Consider the following 15,519-nt stretch of genomic DNA (forward strand, 5'->3'; position numbering starts at 1 on the left):
GCCGCCGATCTCGGTTGCTTCGGGGGAAAGGGTGAAAAGATCGGGGAGGCGCCGATGCAGCTCGGCATGGTTGGACTTGGCCGGATGGGGGCGAACATCGTCCGCCGGCTGATGCGGGCGGGACATGACTGCGCCGTTCATGACGCCAATCCTGCGCCGGGTCAGGCGCTCGCCGCCGAGGGCGCCCGCGATTGCTCGGGACTCAAGGCCCTGGTCGAGGCGCTGGCCGCCCCGCGCGCCGTCTGGGTCATGCTGCCCGCCGGTGCGGCAACCGAAGGCGCCATTGCCGAACTGGCGGGACTGCTGTCGCCCGGCGACACGATCATCGACGGCGGCAATACGTTCTGGAAGGACGACATCCGCCGCGCGGCAAGCCTGCGGGAAAAGGGTCTCACCTATCTCGATGTCGGCACGTCCGGCGGTGTCTGGGGCCTCGAGCGTGGTTATTGCCTGATGATCGGCGGCGATATCACCGCCTTCCAGCGGCTGGAGCCGATCTTTGCAGCGCTGGCGCCCGGCCGCGGCGATATCCCCGAGACGCGCCATCGCGAGGACCGCGTTTCGACCGCCGAGCAGGGTTATCTCCATTGCGGCCCGAACGGCGCGGGCCATTACGTCAAGATGATCCACAACGGCATCGAATACGGGATGATGCAGGCCTTTGCCGAAGGCTTTGATATTCTCCGCAATGCCAACTCAGGCCGCCTGCCTGCCGAGCAGCGCTTCGATCTCGATCTCGCCGACATTTCGGAGGTCTGGCGCCGTGGCTCCGTGGTCACCTCCTGGCTGCTGGATCTCACGGCCGAAGCGCTCGCAGAGGACGGCGATCTCGGTGAATTCACCGGCCGGGTCGACGATTCCGGCGAGGGCCGCTGGACCGTCGAGGCGGCGATCGAACAGGCGACGCCCGCCGAAGTGCTGACTTCGGCGCTCTACACCCGGTTCCGCTCGCGCCAGGACCACACCTTCGCGGAAAAGATCCTCTCCGCCATGCGCAAGGGCTTCGGCGGCCACCAGGAAGCGAAGACCAAGGGATGAGCGCGGCGAACGGCAGTCATCCCACCGCAATCATCGTCATGGGCGTGTCCGGCTGCGGCAAATCGACGGTCGGCGCCCTGCTGGCCGGCGAGCTCGGCTGGGACTTCAGGGACGGTGACGCCTTCCATCCGCCCGCCAATGTCGAGAAGATGAGTTCCGGCGCGCCCCTGACCGATGCCGATCGCTGGCCCTGGCTTGATGCCATTGCAGCGCATGTCGCTGAGCTTGAAACGTCAGGCGGCCATGTGGTTGTCGCCTGCTCGGCCCTGAAGCGAGCCTATCGCGACCGCCTGAAAGCCGGCGGGCGCGTCCTGTTCGCGCATCTCGACGGCACCTATGAGCTGATCGATGCGCGCATGAAGGCGCGCAAGAACCATTTCATGCCGCCGAGTCTGTTGCAGAGCCAGTTCGCGACCCTGGAGCCGCCGGCGCCCGACGAGCCGGCCGTGACCATTCCGATCGAGTCGCAACCGGCGGATATCGCCCGCCGGATCCTCGCGCAGCTGCGCTAGCTCAGCGCCGGCGACCGGGGAACTTTGCCTTGTGCTGGGCGATATCGGCCAGCGCGCCGGCCTTGATGGTGGCGATGTCGCATTCGCCCACCACGATGCCATAGCCCATCGCGGCAAGCGTCGAGGCATCGCGGCCGGGGATCGGGATCGTGCCGAGCACCTTGCCGGCGGCAAGGGTCGAAGCCGCGGCGCGGTCGACGCTCGCCAGCACCTCGGGATCGCTGACCTGGCCGAGCTTGCCCATCGATCCCGCGAGATCGTTGGCGCCGATGAACAGGCAGTCGGCGCCCGGCAGCGCCGCGATCGCCGCGGCATTGCGCGACGACAGGTCGCTTTCCACCTGAAGCGCCAGGAACGTGTCCTCATGGGCGGTCTGGATATAGTCCTCGTCGAAGCCGTAGAGGCCCGAGCGGGCAACGGAAGCCGCATAGCCGCGCCGGCCATGGGGCGGATAGAGGCAGGACGAGATGATGGTCTTCGCCTGCTCCACCGTGTCGATCATCGGCACCATCAGCGAGTGGATGCCGGCATCCAGCATGCGCTTGAACATGCCGTAATCGTGGCTCGGCACGCGCACCATGGCATCGCCCCCGCCCGCTTCCACAGCCCGCACGCAGGCAAGCGTTTCCGCCATGTCGATCGGTGTGTGCTCGGCATCGATCAGCACCATGTCATAGCCCGCCAGCGCATAGATCTCGCAGATCGCCGGCGAGCCGGAAAACACCCAGGCGCCGAGGATCGGTTCGCCGGCGCGGGCGCGCTGTTTCAGGCGGTTGCGGGTCATGTCGGTATTCTCCGGGAGTCGGGATTGCGGCGGACCGACAATTCGGCCGCCTTCTGTTCGATGAGGGCGCGATGGGGCACGCTCGGCTGCGCGCCAAACTGCGTACAGGCGAGCGATCCGGCGGCGCAGGCGAAATCGAGGGCCGTCTCGACGCCGCGCGAACGGTCGAAAGCGGCGGCCAGCGCGCCGCAGAACGTATCGCCCGCGGCGGTGGTGTCCACCACGTCGACCTCCAGCGAGGGAGCATCGTGGCGAATGCCCCGGTCCCAGGCCAGCGCGCCGGCAGCCCCAAGGGTGACCACTGCCATCAGTCCGTAGCGCTCGGACAGGGCAGCAGCGACTGAATCGGGATCGCCGGCTTCGGGGACGAGGCTTTCGCCGAGCGCCATCACCTCGTGTTCGTTGACGACAACGGCATCGACCAGCGCGATCAGCTCATGGCTGACCGGTCCCGCCGGAGCGCGGTTCAGCATGACCCGGGCGCCCGCGGCCCTGGCCCAGCGCGCAGCCTTGAGAATTTCAGTTTCAGGGACTTCCCATTGCAACATCAGCCAATCGTCCGGACCGATCGCCAGACCCTCCAGGCCTTCCGCGCTGGCCCGGCCGTTGGCGCCGGCCGCCACGATGATCTGGTTCTGGCCCCGCGCATCCACCGCGATGAAGGCGGCCCCCGTCGGGCCATCGACACGGGCCACGCGGGTGAGATCAACGCCATCGGCGACCAGAGCTTCAAGGGCGAGGTCGGCGAAACCATCCGTGCCCACGGCGCCGACCATCACCACATCGGCACCTGCCCGGCGCGCGGCGAGGGCCTGGTTCGCACCCTTGCCGCCGGGCACGGCGCCGTAATCCGGCGCGAGCACGGTCTCGCCTGCGGCCGGCAGGCGCTGCACACGGCAGACAAGGTCGATATTGAGGGAACCGAAGACGACGATCATGACGCGTGGGCAGGAGACGGGCCGTCACGCTGGCCTGCACGGCCAACGAGGTCAAGGCAGGCGGCGGCAGGACGGTCCTGCAGGATCGATTGTCGCGATCAACGCTTTTCATTTGCCCTCGCGCGCGAACCGGATCAAGGAACGGGCATGACGTCCCCCGCGATCGAGGCCGATAATCTGGTCAAGACCTATGGCGAGGTCCGCGCTGTCGCGGGCCTGTCCTTTGCCATTGCGCGCGGCTCGACGACGGCCCTGCTCGGCGGCAACGGCGCCGGCAAGTCGACCACGATCGGCATGATCATGGGGCTGGTGCTTCCGACCTCCGGCGCGGTGCGGGTGCTTGGCGTCGATATGGTCAGCCGTCGTTACGACGTGCTGCGCCGGATGAATTTCGAGAGCCCCTATGTCGACATGCCGCATCGGCTGACGGTGCGACAGAACCTGACCGTGTTCGGCCGGCTTTATGGCGTCGAGGGCCTGAAGGCGCGGATCACCGAGTTGGCCGAGGCCCTCGAACTGACCGATCTGCTGGACCGCGCTTCGGGCAAGCTCTCCGCCGGTCAGAAGACCCGGGTCGCGCTCGCCAAGGCGCTGATCAACGATCCCGAGGTCATGCTGCTCGACGAACCGACGGCCTCCCTCGATCCGGATACCGCCGATTGGGTGCGCAGCCATCTGGAGCGCTACCGCGCAAGGCGCGGCGCCACCATTCTGCTCGCATCCCACAACATGGCCGAGGTGGAACGGCTCTGCGACCGGGTCATCATTCTGAAGAAGGGCCAGATCGAAGGCGATGGCGCGCCCGGCGAACTGATTGCCCGTTATGGCCGTACCAACCTCGAAGAGGTGTTTCTCGACGTCGCCCGCGGGCGGCGGGAGGCGGTGTCATGAGATCGCGGGTGCGCGTCAAGATCTGCTGCATTTCGTCGGCTGAGGAAGCCCGGCTGGCGGTTGCAGCCGGCGCGGATGCGCTTGGCTTCGTGGCGGCCATGCCGTCCGGGCCGGGCATTGTCAGCGACGAGGTGATCCGCACCGTCGTGCCATCGGTGCCGCCGGCGGTCTCGACCTTCCTGCTGACATCCTTCTCCAGGGCACCGGATATCGCCGCGCATGTGGCGGCCTGCGCGACCTCCACGGTGCAGATCGTCGACCATATCGATCCGGCGGAACATGTCGCCATGGCCGCTCTCATGCCTGCGATCCGGCGCGTCCAGGTGATCCATGTCCAGGGCATCGAAGCGCTCGACATGATCCCGGTCTATGAGGCCCATGTGGATGCATTCCTGCTCGATTCCGGCAAGCCCGGCGGCACGATGCGCGAACTCGGCGGCACGGGGCGGACCCATGACTGGGATGTCAGCGCCGAATTCGTCCGGCGCTCGGGCCGGCCGGTCTTTCTTGCGGGCGGGCTCAATCCGGACAATGCGGCGGAAGCGATCCAGCGGGTGAAGCCTTTCGGCCTCGACCTCTGCTCGGGGCTCCGCACCGATGGCCACCTCGATCCCGCCAAGCTCGCGGCGTTCATGCGCGCGGTGAGGGAGGCGTCGTGACCTTTTCGTTCGGCCGCGTCGCGGCTCTCTGCCTGCGTTACGTCTATCTCCTCGCCTCGTCCTGGCCGCGGCTGCTGGAGCTCGTCTACTGGCCGATGCTCAACCTGATGACCTGGGGCTTCCTGCAGAACTACGCCAATGCCTCGTCCAACCGGACCTTGTTCGTCGGCGGCGCGCTGGTCTCCGGGCTGCTGCTCTGGGAGGTGCTGTTTCGGGGCCAGATCGGCTTCTCCATGTCGTTCCTGGAGGAGATCTGGTCGCGCAATCTCGGCAACCTCCTGATGAGCCCGCTGAGGCCGATGGAATTTGTCGCCGCCTTGATGATCATGAGCCTGGCGCGCCTGTTCGTCGGCCTGCTGCCGACAACCATCCTGGCGGTCGCCTTCTTCGGCTTCGATCTGGCCGGCCTCGGCATTGGCCTTGTCGCCTTCTTCGCCCTGCTGGTGATCACCGGCTGGGCGGTCGGCCTGGTCGTTGCCGGGCTCATCCTGCGCCACGGGCTGGGCGCGGAGAGCCTCGCCTGGACGATCATGTTCGTGTTCTGGCCGCTCTGCTGCGTCTATTACCCGCTATCCGCCCTGCCGGTCTGGTTGAAGCCCTTCGCCCTGGCCTTGCCGCCGACCTATGTGTTCGAGGGCATGCGCGCCGTGCTCGCGGAGGGCGTGCTGCGCACCGACCTGCTGGCCGCAGCGGCCGGCCTCAATGTGATCTGGTTCGTGGTTGCCTCCTGGGCCTTCGTGCGGCTGCTCAACAGCGCGCGCGCCGCTGGCTCGCTGCTCTCCAGCGGCGAGTGATCAGCCGTTCTCGCTGGCCCCAGCGATGAAACTACGTGTATTTACGATCATCCTAAAATTAATCGCTTCTTCAGAGCGGTCTGATTGCCTGACTTGTGTCAGGCAGATTACAAAATGGCGCAGTGCAGCAATTCGAGGCTGGGCTCAGTCCATCCCATCGTCGCCGGCATGATCATGCTGCGATCCGGGACCCGGGCGGTCCATCTCATCCTCTTTCCCGGAGGCCTGTAGTGCCGCTTTATCACTGGTACGAGGCGACCCACGCCATGCTGTCGCCCTATCGGGCCATGGCCGATGCCACCAAGATCGCCTTGGCGAACCCGATCAATCCGTTCAGCCACACGCCCTTCGGCAAGCAGATGGCTGCGGCCTGCGAATTGTTCGAGCGCACGACCCGGCGCTATGGCAAGCCGGCGTTCAACCTGCCGACGGCGCTTGTCGGCGGCGAGCGCGTTGCGGTCACCGAGCGCGTCGTCTGGCAGCGCCCGTTCTGCAATCTCCTCCATTTCCAGCGCGCCTTGCCGCGCAACCACAAGCCTGACCCCAAGGTGCTGATCGTCGCGCCGATATCGGGCCATTACGCCACGCTGCTGCGCGGCACGGTGGAAGCCTTCCTGCCGAGCCACGAGGTGTTCATCACCGATTGGATCGACGCCCGCATGGTGCCGATGTCGGATGGCACCTTCGATCTCGACGATTATGTCGACTACATCATCTCGATGCTGCATGTGCTCGGCCCCGACACCCATGTGATGGCGGTCTGCCAGCCGTCTGTTCCGGTGTTCATGGCGGTCGCCCGCATGGAGGCCGAGGACGATCCCTATGTGCCGACCACGCTGACCCTGATGGGCGGGCCGATCGACACCCGCTCCAATCCGACGGCGGTCAACAAGCTCGCCCAGGAGCGCGGCACCGACTGGTTCCGCCGCAATGTGCTCACCACCGTGCCGTTCCCGCATCCGGGCACGATGCGGCCGGTCTATCCGGGCTTCCTTCAGATCAACGGCTTCATGTCGATGAACCTTGATCGCCATGTCGACGCCCATCGCGAACTGTTCCGCAACCTGGTGAAGGGCGATGGCGACGGCGCGCAGAAGCACCGCGAGTTCTATGACGAATATCTGGCCGTCATGGACCTCAGCGCCGAGTTCTACATGCAGACCATCGAGAAGGTGTTCGTCGAGCATCACCTGCCGCTCGGCATCATGCAGCACCGCGGCAAGCCTGTGGACCCGACCAAGATCCGCCGCGTCGCACTGATGACGGTGGAAGGCGAGAACGACGACATTACCGGCGGCGGCCAGACGCTGGCCGCCCATGGTCTCGCAACCTCGATCCCCGACGACATGCGCGTCCACTACCTGCAGCCGACGGTTGGTCATTACGGCGTGTTCAACGGCTCGCGGTTCCGCGCCGAGATCGCGCCGCGCGTGATGGATTTCATGCGCACCCATGCCTATCGCAAGGCCAAGGGAGTGAAGGGCACCGAGCCAGTCAAGGCGGCGCCCGCCAAGACCAATGTGGTCAAGATGGTGCGCGGCGGTGCGGGCAAGGCGTCAGCGGCGCACGGTCCCGACAAGAGCTGAGCGGCCTCGCACAGGGTCCGAGTCGGTGGCGTGAGCGCCGCCGACTCGGCTAGACTTGGCGCATGTCGATCATCCGCCGCCTGTTCCAGCGCGAGCCCGAGCCGGACACCATCGCGGTCCGCCACGAGGGCGTGGACTATTCCGTCGCGGTCCGGCGGATGGCGCAGGCGCGCCGCTTCACGCTGCGGGTCCGCTCGGCGAGCCGCGATGCCGTGCTCACCATGCCGGCGCGGGCCAAATTCTCCGATGCCGTGACCTTTGCCGAGCGTCATGGCGGCTGGCTGGCCGTGCGTCTTGCCCGCATCCCCGAGGCAACCGTTCTCGGCCCGGACACGATCCTGCCCCTGCGCGGCGTGCCGCACCGCGTCGTTCATCGCACCGACAAGCGCGGCACAGTCTGGGTCGAGGAGACGGAGACCGGCCCGGAGATCCATGTCGCCGGCGATCCCGCCTTCACGGCAAGGCGCGTGCGCGACTTCCTGCGCCGGGAGGCGAAGAGCGACCTCGAGGCGGCGACACGCCGCTATGCGGCTGAACTCGGTGTGCAGGTGACGCGGGTGACGCTCCGCGACCAGGCCAGCCGCTGGGGCTCGGCCTCATCCACCGGCGCGATCAGCTATTCCTGGCGGCTCATTCTGGCGCCGCCCTTCGTGCTCGACTATCTCGCCGCTCACGAGGTGGCGCATCTGCGCGAGATGAACCATTCGGCGCGGTTCTGGCGCATCGTCAAGGATATCTGCCCGCATCTGGAGGCAGCCAAGGCCTGGCTGCGCGCCCATGGTGCGCAATTGCACCGCTACGAGGCCTGACGGCTCAGCCGAGCTGCTTCTGCACCAGCACCAGGTCCAGCCGGCGGCCGAACTTGACGCCTACTTCCGGCATCCGCCCCACCTCGATGAAGCCGGCCCGGCGATGCAGTTTCAGCGACGCCTTGTTGGTGCCGTCGATGCCGCCGATGATCACATGCTTGCCGGCGGCCTTGGCCCGGGCGATCAGCGCGTCGACCAGCGCCGCCCCGATCCCGCTGCCCCGGCGATCCGCCCGCACATAGACCGAGTGCTCGACCGCGTTGCGATAGCCGTCCCAGGCGCGGAACTGGATATAGGACCCAAAGCCTGTGACCTCGCCATCCTCGATGGCCACCAGGACCGGATTGCCGTCGGCGATGCGCTGGCGCCACCAGGCCTCGCGCGTCGCCAGGTCTTCCTGCTGGTCGGTCCAAAGCGCCGTGGAGGTCAGGATCGCCTCGTTGACGACGGCGAGAATGCCGGGGAGGTCGCCGATATGGGCGTCCCGGATGGCCGGAGCCTGCAATGTCTGAACGGGCTTATCCTCAAGCTGTTTCGCATAGATGATCGTGTCGCAGAAGCCGCCATCGGGCAGCAAGGCATAGTCGGCGATGAAGCCACAGCGGCTCCAGCCGCCGCGCTCATAGACGCGCCGCGCTTCGTCGCTCGCCGTATCGAGCACCAGAAGCGTGCGGCCGATGGCGTGCGCCTCGTCCTCGAGGCGAGCGAGCATGGCGCCGGCCGCGCCTTTGCGGCGGCCGGCCGAATGGACCAGCATCTTGCGCACGTCGGCGCGATGCGGCTGGTTCGGCGGCATATCCAGCCCGAGCTGCGCCGTGCCGATCAGCCTGTCGCCGTCGAAGGCCGCGACCAGGATCGTCTCGCCTGTCGCCACCTTGTCGGCGACGCCGCGGAAGAAGGCCTCGGCATCCGCTTGGCCAAAGGGGTTCATGAAGCTGACGGAAGCGCCATTGGCAACGCAATCGGCGAGCACTGCGGCGAGACCGGGGACATGCCGGCGCGCGGCGTCGGCGTCGAGGCGTTCGACAAGGATCATCGGCGAAGTCCTGGTGCAGGCGTATGCGGAACCAGAATCACGGCATAGCGGACCGGCGTCTCGGTGCGATTATGAAAGACGAGCGGGCCGTCGAGGCGCATCACCCGGCAATCGCCGGGTCCGAGTTCGGTTGTCGCATCATCGGTGGTGAAGGTTAAAATACCGTCGAAAACCCAGACGAACTGCTCCACCGGCATGGCGGTGAGGTTGTCATAGGCAACGCGCGCGCCAGCCGGCATCACGACATCGACGATTTCCGTGCCGGATTCGCTGTGCGGCGCCACATTGCGGCGGCGATAGCCGGTCTCCGGGTCCACCCGCGTCGGGCTCTCGGCGGCGCGGCGGACGACCTCGTGCTTTGCGCCCGGCGGCTCGAACAAGGCGCTCAGCGTCACCCCCAGGGCCGACCCAAGCTTGACCAGCAGAACGGCGGTCGCGCTGGTCTCGGCCCGCTCGATCCTTGAGATCATGGCGCGCGACACCCCGGACAGGGCCGCGAGCTGGTCGAGGGTCAGTCCCTTGGCGGCGCGCAACTGACGCACGCGGCCGGCAACGACGGAATCAAGTTCGGCGGCTTCTTCCATAAAATGAGACTACTATTCTCATATAAGAGAATCAAGGGGCTGGCCGATCCGCCATCTGCGCGACAGCCTCGATCAGCCTGGCAATGTCCTCGTCCCGCGACAGGCGATGGTCGCCATCCTTGATGAGCGTCACCACCACATCGTCGCGGGCAATGGTCTCGGCGAGCCGCATGGCATGCTGCCAGGGCACGTCGGGATCGAGCATGCCCTGCAGGATGTGAACCGGACATCCGGTCTCCACCAGGCCATCCAGTACCAGATTGCGCCGGCCATCCTCGATCAGCGCGCGGGTGATCGGATAGCCGCCCTCGTCATAGGCGGAGGGCCGGACCCAGCGCCCTGTGGTTTCGATTTCCTGCTTCACCGCATCGGGGAAGTTCGCCCACATCAGCGCTTCGGTGAAATCCGGCGCCGGCGCGATCAGCACCATGCCATGGGGCTTGGCCGGCATCGCGCGGGCGGCCAGCAGCGACACCCAGCCGCCCATCGAAGAGCCGACCAGCACGGGCGCCTCGCCTGCGGTCGCGATCATGGCGAGCGCCTCTTCGGCCCACCGGCTGATCGTGCCCTCCTCGAACGCGCCTTCGGATTCGCCATGGCCGGAATAGTCGAAGCGCAGGAAGGAGCGACCGGTCCGCATCGCGAACTCCGACAGCGCCTCGGCCTTTGTGCCCTTCATGTCCGACTTGAAGCCGCCAAGCCAGACGATGGTTGGGCCGCGGCCCTCGACGCGCCGATAGGCGATGCGGCGCGCGGTGGCGCCGCTGCCGATGGTCAGGAATTGCGGATCGGGCGGGCTCGTCATCACACTGTCCCTTAAGCGATTCGACGGATCATCTAGCCGCAGGTGAAACCCCCGGGAAAGAGTGATGCAGCACGCGGGCCTCTCCGACGACCTCAGCCTGGACGGCCGCACCGTGCTTCTGGTGGTGCCGAGCCTGGATGAGGGGCGCCGCGCCCGGCTGACGATCGCAACGGTGGTCGCCATCTCCGATGCCGGTGGGCGCGCGCTGGTGGTGGCCGAGAAGGGCGAGTTGCTCGGCGAGGCGCAGGCGGCCGGCGGCGAATGGATTCCGCTGCCCGTGGAAACCGCCAATCCCGTGCGGATGATCGCCAATGTCATCAGCCTGAGCGCGCATATCGACCGCGAGGCCGTCGATATCGTTCATGTCAGGGGCGAACGGCCCGCTTGGACCGCCTGGGCGGCAACCCGCCTCAGCCGCCGCCGCCTCGTCGTCAGCCTGGAGAACGAGCCGGCGACCTGGCTTGGCCGGGCTCAGCTGCGCGGCGACGCCGTCCTGGTGCCCTCGACCGAGCTCGCGCTTCGCCTTCAGTCCCACCACAATGTTCGCAATGCCGCTCTGCGCGTCGTGTCACCCGGCCTGTCGCTTGGCGCCTTCGATCGGGACAAGGTCACCGATGCGGCGATGTCGGCCTTCCGGCTCGCCGCTGGTGCGCAACCGGGCTATCGGCTCGTGGTGCAGTGGGGGCCCTTCACGCCGGATCAGGGTCAGATCGTGCTGATCGATGCCGTCAGGCTGCTGGTCAATGGCGGATTGTCCGGCGTCGTCTTCGCCATCGTCCCGGACGGTGAAGGGCCGGATCGCGCGGAGCTCGAAGCCCGCATAGCGGCCCAGGGCGTCGGCGCGCTGGTGCGCATTGTCGATGCGCCGGGCCCGGTGGCCCTGGCCGCCGCCGACCTGTCAGTCGTCTCGCCCCTCGAGCCGCAATCCATCGCCCTCCAGGCCCTCCAGTCGATCGCGGCCGGGGCCGTGACGATTGGCAGCCGGATCGGGGCGGTGCCGGACGTCCTGAGGACAATGCCCGAGGCGCCGGCCGACCGGACCACCGGCTTGCTTGTCGCGCCGGGCGACGCCGTCCCGCTGGCAGAGGGCCTGTCGGCCGCCCTGTCGCTGGGCGCCGAGGAGAGAGCCGGCCTTTCGGCCCGTGCCCGCCGCCATGCCGCGCGTTTTACCGTTCCGCGCATGCAGGATGACGTGCTCAGGGCCTATGGATCGCTCCTTGTCACGTCCGGACACTAAGGTATCAGCCAAAACACGATCTGAACCATTGACTTCCCGAGCGTTTCTCCCGATCTTCCGCACTTTCCGGATTGCCGTCGGTTCGCGCGTGTCCTTGTGGACAAACGCTGGTATACCGTCGATCCGGAAGAGCAATGAAACGGCAGAGGAGATGCCCCCATTCGCAGACCTATGAGAAGCGCCGCGCCCGTCGAGCGGGACGGCCCCCGCATCAACGAGATGATCCGCATCCGCGAGGTGCAGCTGATCGACGCCGAAGGCGAGAACCGCGGCATCGTGCAGACGCGCGACGCGCTGCAGAGCGCGATCGAAGCTGGCCTCGACCTGGTGGAGGTGGCGCCGAACGCCGTGCCGCCGGTCTGCAAGATCATGGACTACGGCAAGTTCAACTTCCAGGAACAGAAGAAGGCTGCCGAAGCCCGCCGGAACCAGAAGACGGTTCAGGTCAAGGAGATCAAGCTTCGTCCCGGTATCGACGACCACGACTACGATACCAAGATGAAGTCGATGAAGCGCTTCTTCGAGGAGGGCGACAAGGTCAAGGTGACCCTGCGCTTCCGGGGCCGCGAAATGGCTCATATCGACCTCGGCATCAAGGTTCTGGACCGGGTCAAGGTCGACACGCTGGCCATCGCCAAGGTGGAACAGGAATCCCGGCTCGAGGGCCGGCAGATGATCATGATCCTCGCGCCGAAATGACCGCGCGCGGCGATTTCAGCTGATCTCTGCATTCTCACAACGCCTGCGGTTCGCCGCAGGCGTTTGTTTGTGACCGATCCGCCAGAGGCCTCAACGCCATGCCGACCGATGTGAAGACGCTCCGCCGCGAACTGGCAGCAGCCCTGCGGCTGACCGCCGCCTTCGATCTCAACGAGGGCATCTGCAATCACTTCTCGGTCGTCGTGCCCGGCGCGGACGAGCGCTATCTCATCAATCCCTACGGCGTGCATTGGGGCGAGATGCGTCCCGACGACCTGCTGCTGATCGACGGCGACGGCACGGTGATCGAGGGCTGGGGCGAGGTCGAGGCGACCGCGCGCAACATCCACATTGCCGGCCATCGCGCCAATCCCCGGCACCAGGCGATCCTCCACGTCCACATGCCGCATGCGACAGCCCTCACCATGGTCGAGGGCGGACGCCTGGAAATGGCGCATCAGACGGCCTGCCGCTTCCTCGGCCGCATGGCGCATCAGGGCTTCGGCGGCGTCGCCCTCAATGCCGAGGAGGGCGAGCGCATCGCCCAGGCACAAAAGGACAATCCCCACGCCGATGTGATCTTCCTCGACCACCATGGCGTGTCGATCGGCGGCCCGACGGTCGCTGTTGCCTTCGACGACCTCTATTATCTGGAGCGCGCCTGCCGCCAGCAGATCCTGGCGCAATCGACCGGCCTGCCGCTCAAGATCATACCGGAAGAGCACCAGAAGCAGACGGCCCGCGAATGGATGCAGGTGCTCGACTATCAGGCGACCAAGCACTTCGAAGCCCTGATGCGGCTGAACGGCCTTTGAAGAGGCCGCCCTGCCGCATGGCGGAACCGTCGGTCCTCATGATAATGATTCCAGGGAACGCTTGATGCCGATCAACGCGGAGGCCCCGGCCGCTGCGTCATGATGACAAGACCCCCGAGCCGGGGCACGAATAAGACGGACGTGCCATGACCTATTCCCACTTCTTCGACAAAGCCGTGGCGAGGCTGAAGGACGAGCGCCGCTACCGCGTGTTCGCCGACCTCGAACGGCAGGTTGGCCGCTTTCCCGCCGCCACCTGGCACAGCCCGAACGGTCCGCGCGACGTCGTCATCTGGTGCTCCAACGACTATCTCGGCATGGGCCACCATCCCTCGGTGACCGGCGCGATGGCAGAGGCCGCCATCCGCATGGGCGCCGGCGCCGGCGGTACCCGCAACATTTCGGGCACGTCGCATCCGATCGTCGAACTGGAGCAGGAACTCGCCGATCTTCACGGCAAGCAGGCAGCCCTCGTCTTCACCTCGGGCTATATTTCCAATCAGGCCGGCATCTCGACCATCGCCAAGCTGATCCCGGACTGCCTGATCCTCTCCGACGCGCTGAACCACAATTCGATGATCGAGGGCGTCCGGCAGGCCGGCTGCGAACGCCAGATCTTCCGCCACAACGACATGGCGCATCTGGAGGAACTGCTGAAGCTTGCCGGTCCGGAGCGCAACAAGCTGATCGTGTTCGAGAGCGTCTACTCGATGGACGGCGATATCGGACCGATCAAGGCGATCTGCGATCTCGCGGAACGCTATCGGGCCATGACCTATATCGACGAGGTGCACGCGGTCGGCATGTATGGACCGCGTGGCGGCGGCGTCGCCGAGCGCGACGGCCAGATGGACCGGATCGACGTGATCGAGGGCACGCTGGGCAAGGCCTTCGGCGTCATGGGCGGCTATATCGCGGGTGATGCCGCTGTCATCGACGCAGTCCGCTCCCATGCCGCGGGCTTCATCTTCACGACGGCCCTGCCGCCGGCGGTTGCAGCCGCGGCGCTTGCCTCGATCCGCCACCTCAAGGCCTCAGCCACCGAGCGTGCCGGCCAGCAGCGTCAGGCGGCGCGTGCCAAGCGGGTCCTGTCGCTTGCCGGCCTGCCGGTGATGGACAGCCAGACCCATATCGTTCCGGTCATGGTCGGGGATGCCGAGAAGTGCAAGGCAGCCAGTGACCGGCTGCTGGAGCGTCACGGCATCTACATTCAGCCGATCAATTACCCGACCGTTCCGATCGGCACCGAGCGCCTGCGGGTCACGCCCGGACCGGCGCATACCGACCGGATGATCGATGATCTGGCCGGCGCCCTGCTCGAAACCTGGATTGCCCTCGACCTGCCGCTGGTCGCGCGCCAGGAAGCGGCCGAATAGCTCAGGCGGGCTCGGCGACCCGCGCCCGCGCCATCGGCAGGCGCGCCACGATGCGGTCGATCTCGGCCGGCCGCATCAGGCGGAACCGAACGGGCGACTTGTGGACATCGGCCAGCGACTTGCCGGCCGAGACGCGCCAGCATTCGATCAGCGCCTCGTAAGTATGGGCGTCGATACCGGCGACATGGCAGACAGCGCCCAGCGCCTTCTCGTCATCACGCTCCAGGATCTTCCGGCCGGCATCCTGGTCGCGTCCGATCGAGCGCATCAGCAGATCGACAGCGGGAAGAAGCTCGCGGTCGGTCGTCAGCTGCTGCAGTTTCTCGATCAGCGCCTCACCGGACAAGGCCTCGTTCGTGGGCATGGCGATCTTGGCGGCGATCTCGGAAGGGCAGTCGCCGCGCTGGCTCAGGCCGGATCGGATCGCGGGATCGGTTCCCAGCCGTGCCACAATGTCGTCGAATCCCGCAGGCGACAGCCGGGCGCCGGCATTTCTCACCAGAAGAAGAACCGTCGCGCTTTCGCCGAGCAGCGCGATCTTGTCGGCGACCGCCGCAGAAACCGAGGGCCGCTTGGCGATCACCCGCATATGTTCCTGGCGGTCCGCGGTGCAGACCTCCGACAGGATCGCGTCGGGCATGTCGTTTGCCACCAGAACCGCCTCGGCGACCGCGACGACGTCGCAGGCAATGGCCGTCACCGTATCGGGGAGCGAGCTGATGCAGCGCACGAGCTTGGGCGAGGCGCGCACACGGCTCGACATCGGCGCATCGCGCAACGCATTGGCGACGATGCTGTCGAGAACACGCGCCTTCCGGCTCTCGGCATCCGGCCGATCCCGTGAAATTTCCTCGACCAATTCCTCCACCAACGCGCCGCGCAGCTTGGGCGACAGCGCACCAATCATGGCGTTGATAGGATCGAGAGCAGTGGTGAGACTTGCGGTCATCATTGCC

At 66.6% G+C, this 15,519-nt stretch carries 17 protein-coding genes; 11 read left to right on the forward strand and 6 right to left on the reverse strand.

Features of this window, described 5'->3' with window-relative positions:
• Nucleotides 1–54 precede the first annotated feature (54 nt).
• Both gnd and E8L99_RS05810 read left to right on the forward strand, forming a co-directional pair.
• Entirely contained in the window at nucleotides 55–1,038 is a 984-nt protein-coding gene (gene gnd / locus E8L99_RS05805) for a phosphogluconate dehydrogenase (NAD(+)-dependent, decarboxylating) (protein WP_137101977.1), read from the forward strand.
• Nucleotides 1,035–1,550, forward strand: coding sequence for a gluconokinase (locus tag E8L99_RS05810; protein WP_252511271.1), 516 nt, complete (start codon nucleotides 1,035–1,037; stop codon nucleotides 1,548–1,550). The genes gnd and E8L99_RS05810 overlap by 4 nt, the downstream gene beginning before the upstream one ends.
• 1 nt (nucleotide 1,551) lies before the next feature.
• Here E8L99_RS05810 and E8L99_RS05815 read toward each other — a convergent pair whose 3' ends face one another.
• Together E8L99_RS05815 and E8L99_RS05820 are read right to left on the reverse strand one after the other, a co-directional pair.
• Entirely contained in the window at nucleotides 1,552–2,334 is a 783-nt protein-coding gene (locus tag E8L99_RS05815) for an HpcH/HpaI aldolase family protein (RefSeq protein ID WP_137098658.1), read from the reverse strand.
• Nucleotides 2,331–3,272 (reverse strand): ribokinase, encoded by a 942-nt coding sequence (locus E8L99_RS05820; protein WP_137098659.1) that lies wholly within the window; start codon nucleotides 3,270–3,272, stop codon nucleotides 2,331–2,333. Before E8L99_RS05820 ends, E8L99_RS05815 begins: the two co-directional genes overlap by 4 nt.
• Nucleotides 3,273–3,419: 147 nt before the next feature.
• Between E8L99_RS05820 and E8L99_RS05825 the strand changes: the two genes are divergently transcribed.
• The 5 genes from E8L99_RS05825 to E8L99_RS05845 all read left to right on the forward strand — a co-directional run bounded on the left by E8L99_RS05825 (nucleotide 3,420) and on the right by E8L99_RS05845 (nucleotide 8,011).
• Nucleotides 3,420–4,163 carry an ABC transporter ATP-binding protein gene (locus E8L99_RS05825; protein ID WP_137098660.1) on the forward strand — a complete coding sequence of 248 codons (744 nt, stop codon included), beginning with the start codon at nucleotides 3,420–3,422 and terminating at the stop codon, nucleotides 4,161–4,163.
• Complete coding sequence (locus E8L99_RS05830) at nucleotides 4,160–4,822, forward strand: phosphoribosylanthranilate isomerase (protein WP_137098661.1); 663 nt, start codon at nucleotides 4,160–4,162, stop codon at nucleotides 4,820–4,822. The genes E8L99_RS05825 and E8L99_RS05830 overlap by 4 nt, the downstream gene beginning before the upstream one ends.
• On the forward strand, nucleotides 4,819–5,616 hold the full coding sequence (locus E8L99_RS05835; RefSeq protein ID WP_252511272.1) for an ABC transporter permease: 798 nt from the start codon (nucleotides 4,819–4,821) through the stop codon (nucleotides 5,614–5,616). Before E8L99_RS05830 ends, E8L99_RS05835 begins: the two co-directional genes overlap by 4 nt.
• Nucleotides 5,617–5,846: 230 nt before the next feature.
• Nucleotides 5,847–7,202 (forward strand): polyhydroxyalkanoate depolymerase, encoded by a 1,356-nt coding sequence (locus tag E8L99_RS05840; RefSeq protein ID WP_137098662.1) that lies wholly within the window; start codon nucleotides 5,847–5,849, stop codon nucleotides 7,200–7,202.
• 62 nt (nucleotides 7,203–7,264) lie between these two features.
• Nucleotides 7,265–8,011, forward strand: a complete 747-nt coding sequence (locus E8L99_RS05845) for a M48 family metallopeptidase (RefSeq protein WP_137098663.1) — start codon at nucleotides 7,265–7,267, stop codon at nucleotides 8,009–8,011.
• Between the two features lie 4 nt (nucleotides 8,012–8,015).
• On the opposite strand, the gene E8L99_RS24130 is transcribed toward E8L99_RS05845, so the two are convergent.
• From E8L99_RS24130 to E8L99_RS05865, 3 genes are read right to left on the reverse strand one after another with little or no spacing between them, the layout of a single operon-like run.
• Nucleotides 8,016–9,047, reverse strand: coding sequence for a GNAT family N-acetyltransferase (locus E8L99_RS24130; protein WP_391527478.1), 1,032 nt, complete (start codon nucleotides 9,045–9,047; stop codon nucleotides 8,016–8,018).
• Nucleotides 9,044–9,631: a helix-turn-helix domain-containing protein gene (locus tag E8L99_RS05860; protein ID WP_137098664.1), complete on the reverse strand. Its 588-nt coding sequence runs from the start codon at nucleotides 9,629–9,631 to the stop codon at nucleotides 9,044–9,046. The genes E8L99_RS24130 and E8L99_RS05860 overlap by 4 nt, the downstream gene beginning before the upstream one ends.
• A 31-nt stretch (nucleotides 9,632–9,662) precedes the next feature.
• Entirely contained in the window at nucleotides 9,663–10,436 is a 774-nt protein-coding gene (locus tag E8L99_RS05865) for an alpha/beta hydrolase (protein WP_137098665.1), read from the reverse strand.
• A 64-nt stretch (nucleotides 10,437–10,500) separates the two neighbouring features.
• On the opposite strand from E8L99_RS05865, the gene E8L99_RS05870 reads away from it, so the two are divergent.
• The 4 genes from E8L99_RS05870 (at nucleotide 10,501) to hemA (ending at nucleotide 14,563) form a co-directional block, all read left to right on the forward strand.
• A complete protein-coding gene (locus E8L99_RS05870; RefSeq protein WP_137098666.1) occupies nucleotides 10,501–11,673 on the forward strand; it encodes a glycosyltransferase in 1,173 nt (390 codons plus the stop codon).
• A 171-nt stretch (nucleotides 11,674–11,844) separates the two neighbouring features.
• Nucleotides 11,845–12,372 carry a translation initiation factor IF-3 gene (infC, locus tag E8L99_RS05875; RefSeq protein ID WP_137098667.1) on the forward strand — a complete coding sequence of 176 codons (528 nt, stop codon included), beginning with the start codon at nucleotides 11,845–11,847 and terminating at the stop codon, nucleotides 12,370–12,372.
• 98 nt (nucleotides 12,373–12,470) lie between these two features.
• Nucleotides 12,471–13,187, forward strand: a complete 717-nt coding sequence (locus E8L99_RS05880) for an aldolase (protein ID WP_137098668.1) — start codon at nucleotides 12,471–12,473, stop codon at nucleotides 13,185–13,187.
• Nucleotides 13,188–13,333: 146 nt separating this feature from the next.
• Complete coding sequence (gene hemA / locus E8L99_RS05885; RefSeq protein ID WP_137098669.1) at nucleotides 13,334–14,563, forward strand: 5-aminolevulinate synthase; 1,230 nt, start codon at nucleotides 13,334–13,336, stop codon at nucleotides 14,561–14,563.
• 1 nt (nucleotide 14,564) lies between these two features.
• Here hemA and E8L99_RS05890 read toward each other — a convergent pair whose 3' ends face one another.
• A complete protein-coding gene (locus E8L99_RS05890; RefSeq protein ID WP_137098670.1) occupies nucleotides 14,565–15,515 on the reverse strand; it encodes a DUF2336 domain-containing protein in 951 nt (316 codons plus the stop codon).
• Nucleotides 15,516–15,519: the final 4 nt, after the last annotated feature.

This window comes from Phreatobacter aquaticus (assembly GCF_005160265.1).
GTDB classification, from domain to species: Bacteria; Pseudomonadota; Alphaproteobacteria; order Rhizobiales; family Phreatobacteraceae; genus Phreatobacter; species Phreatobacter aquaticus.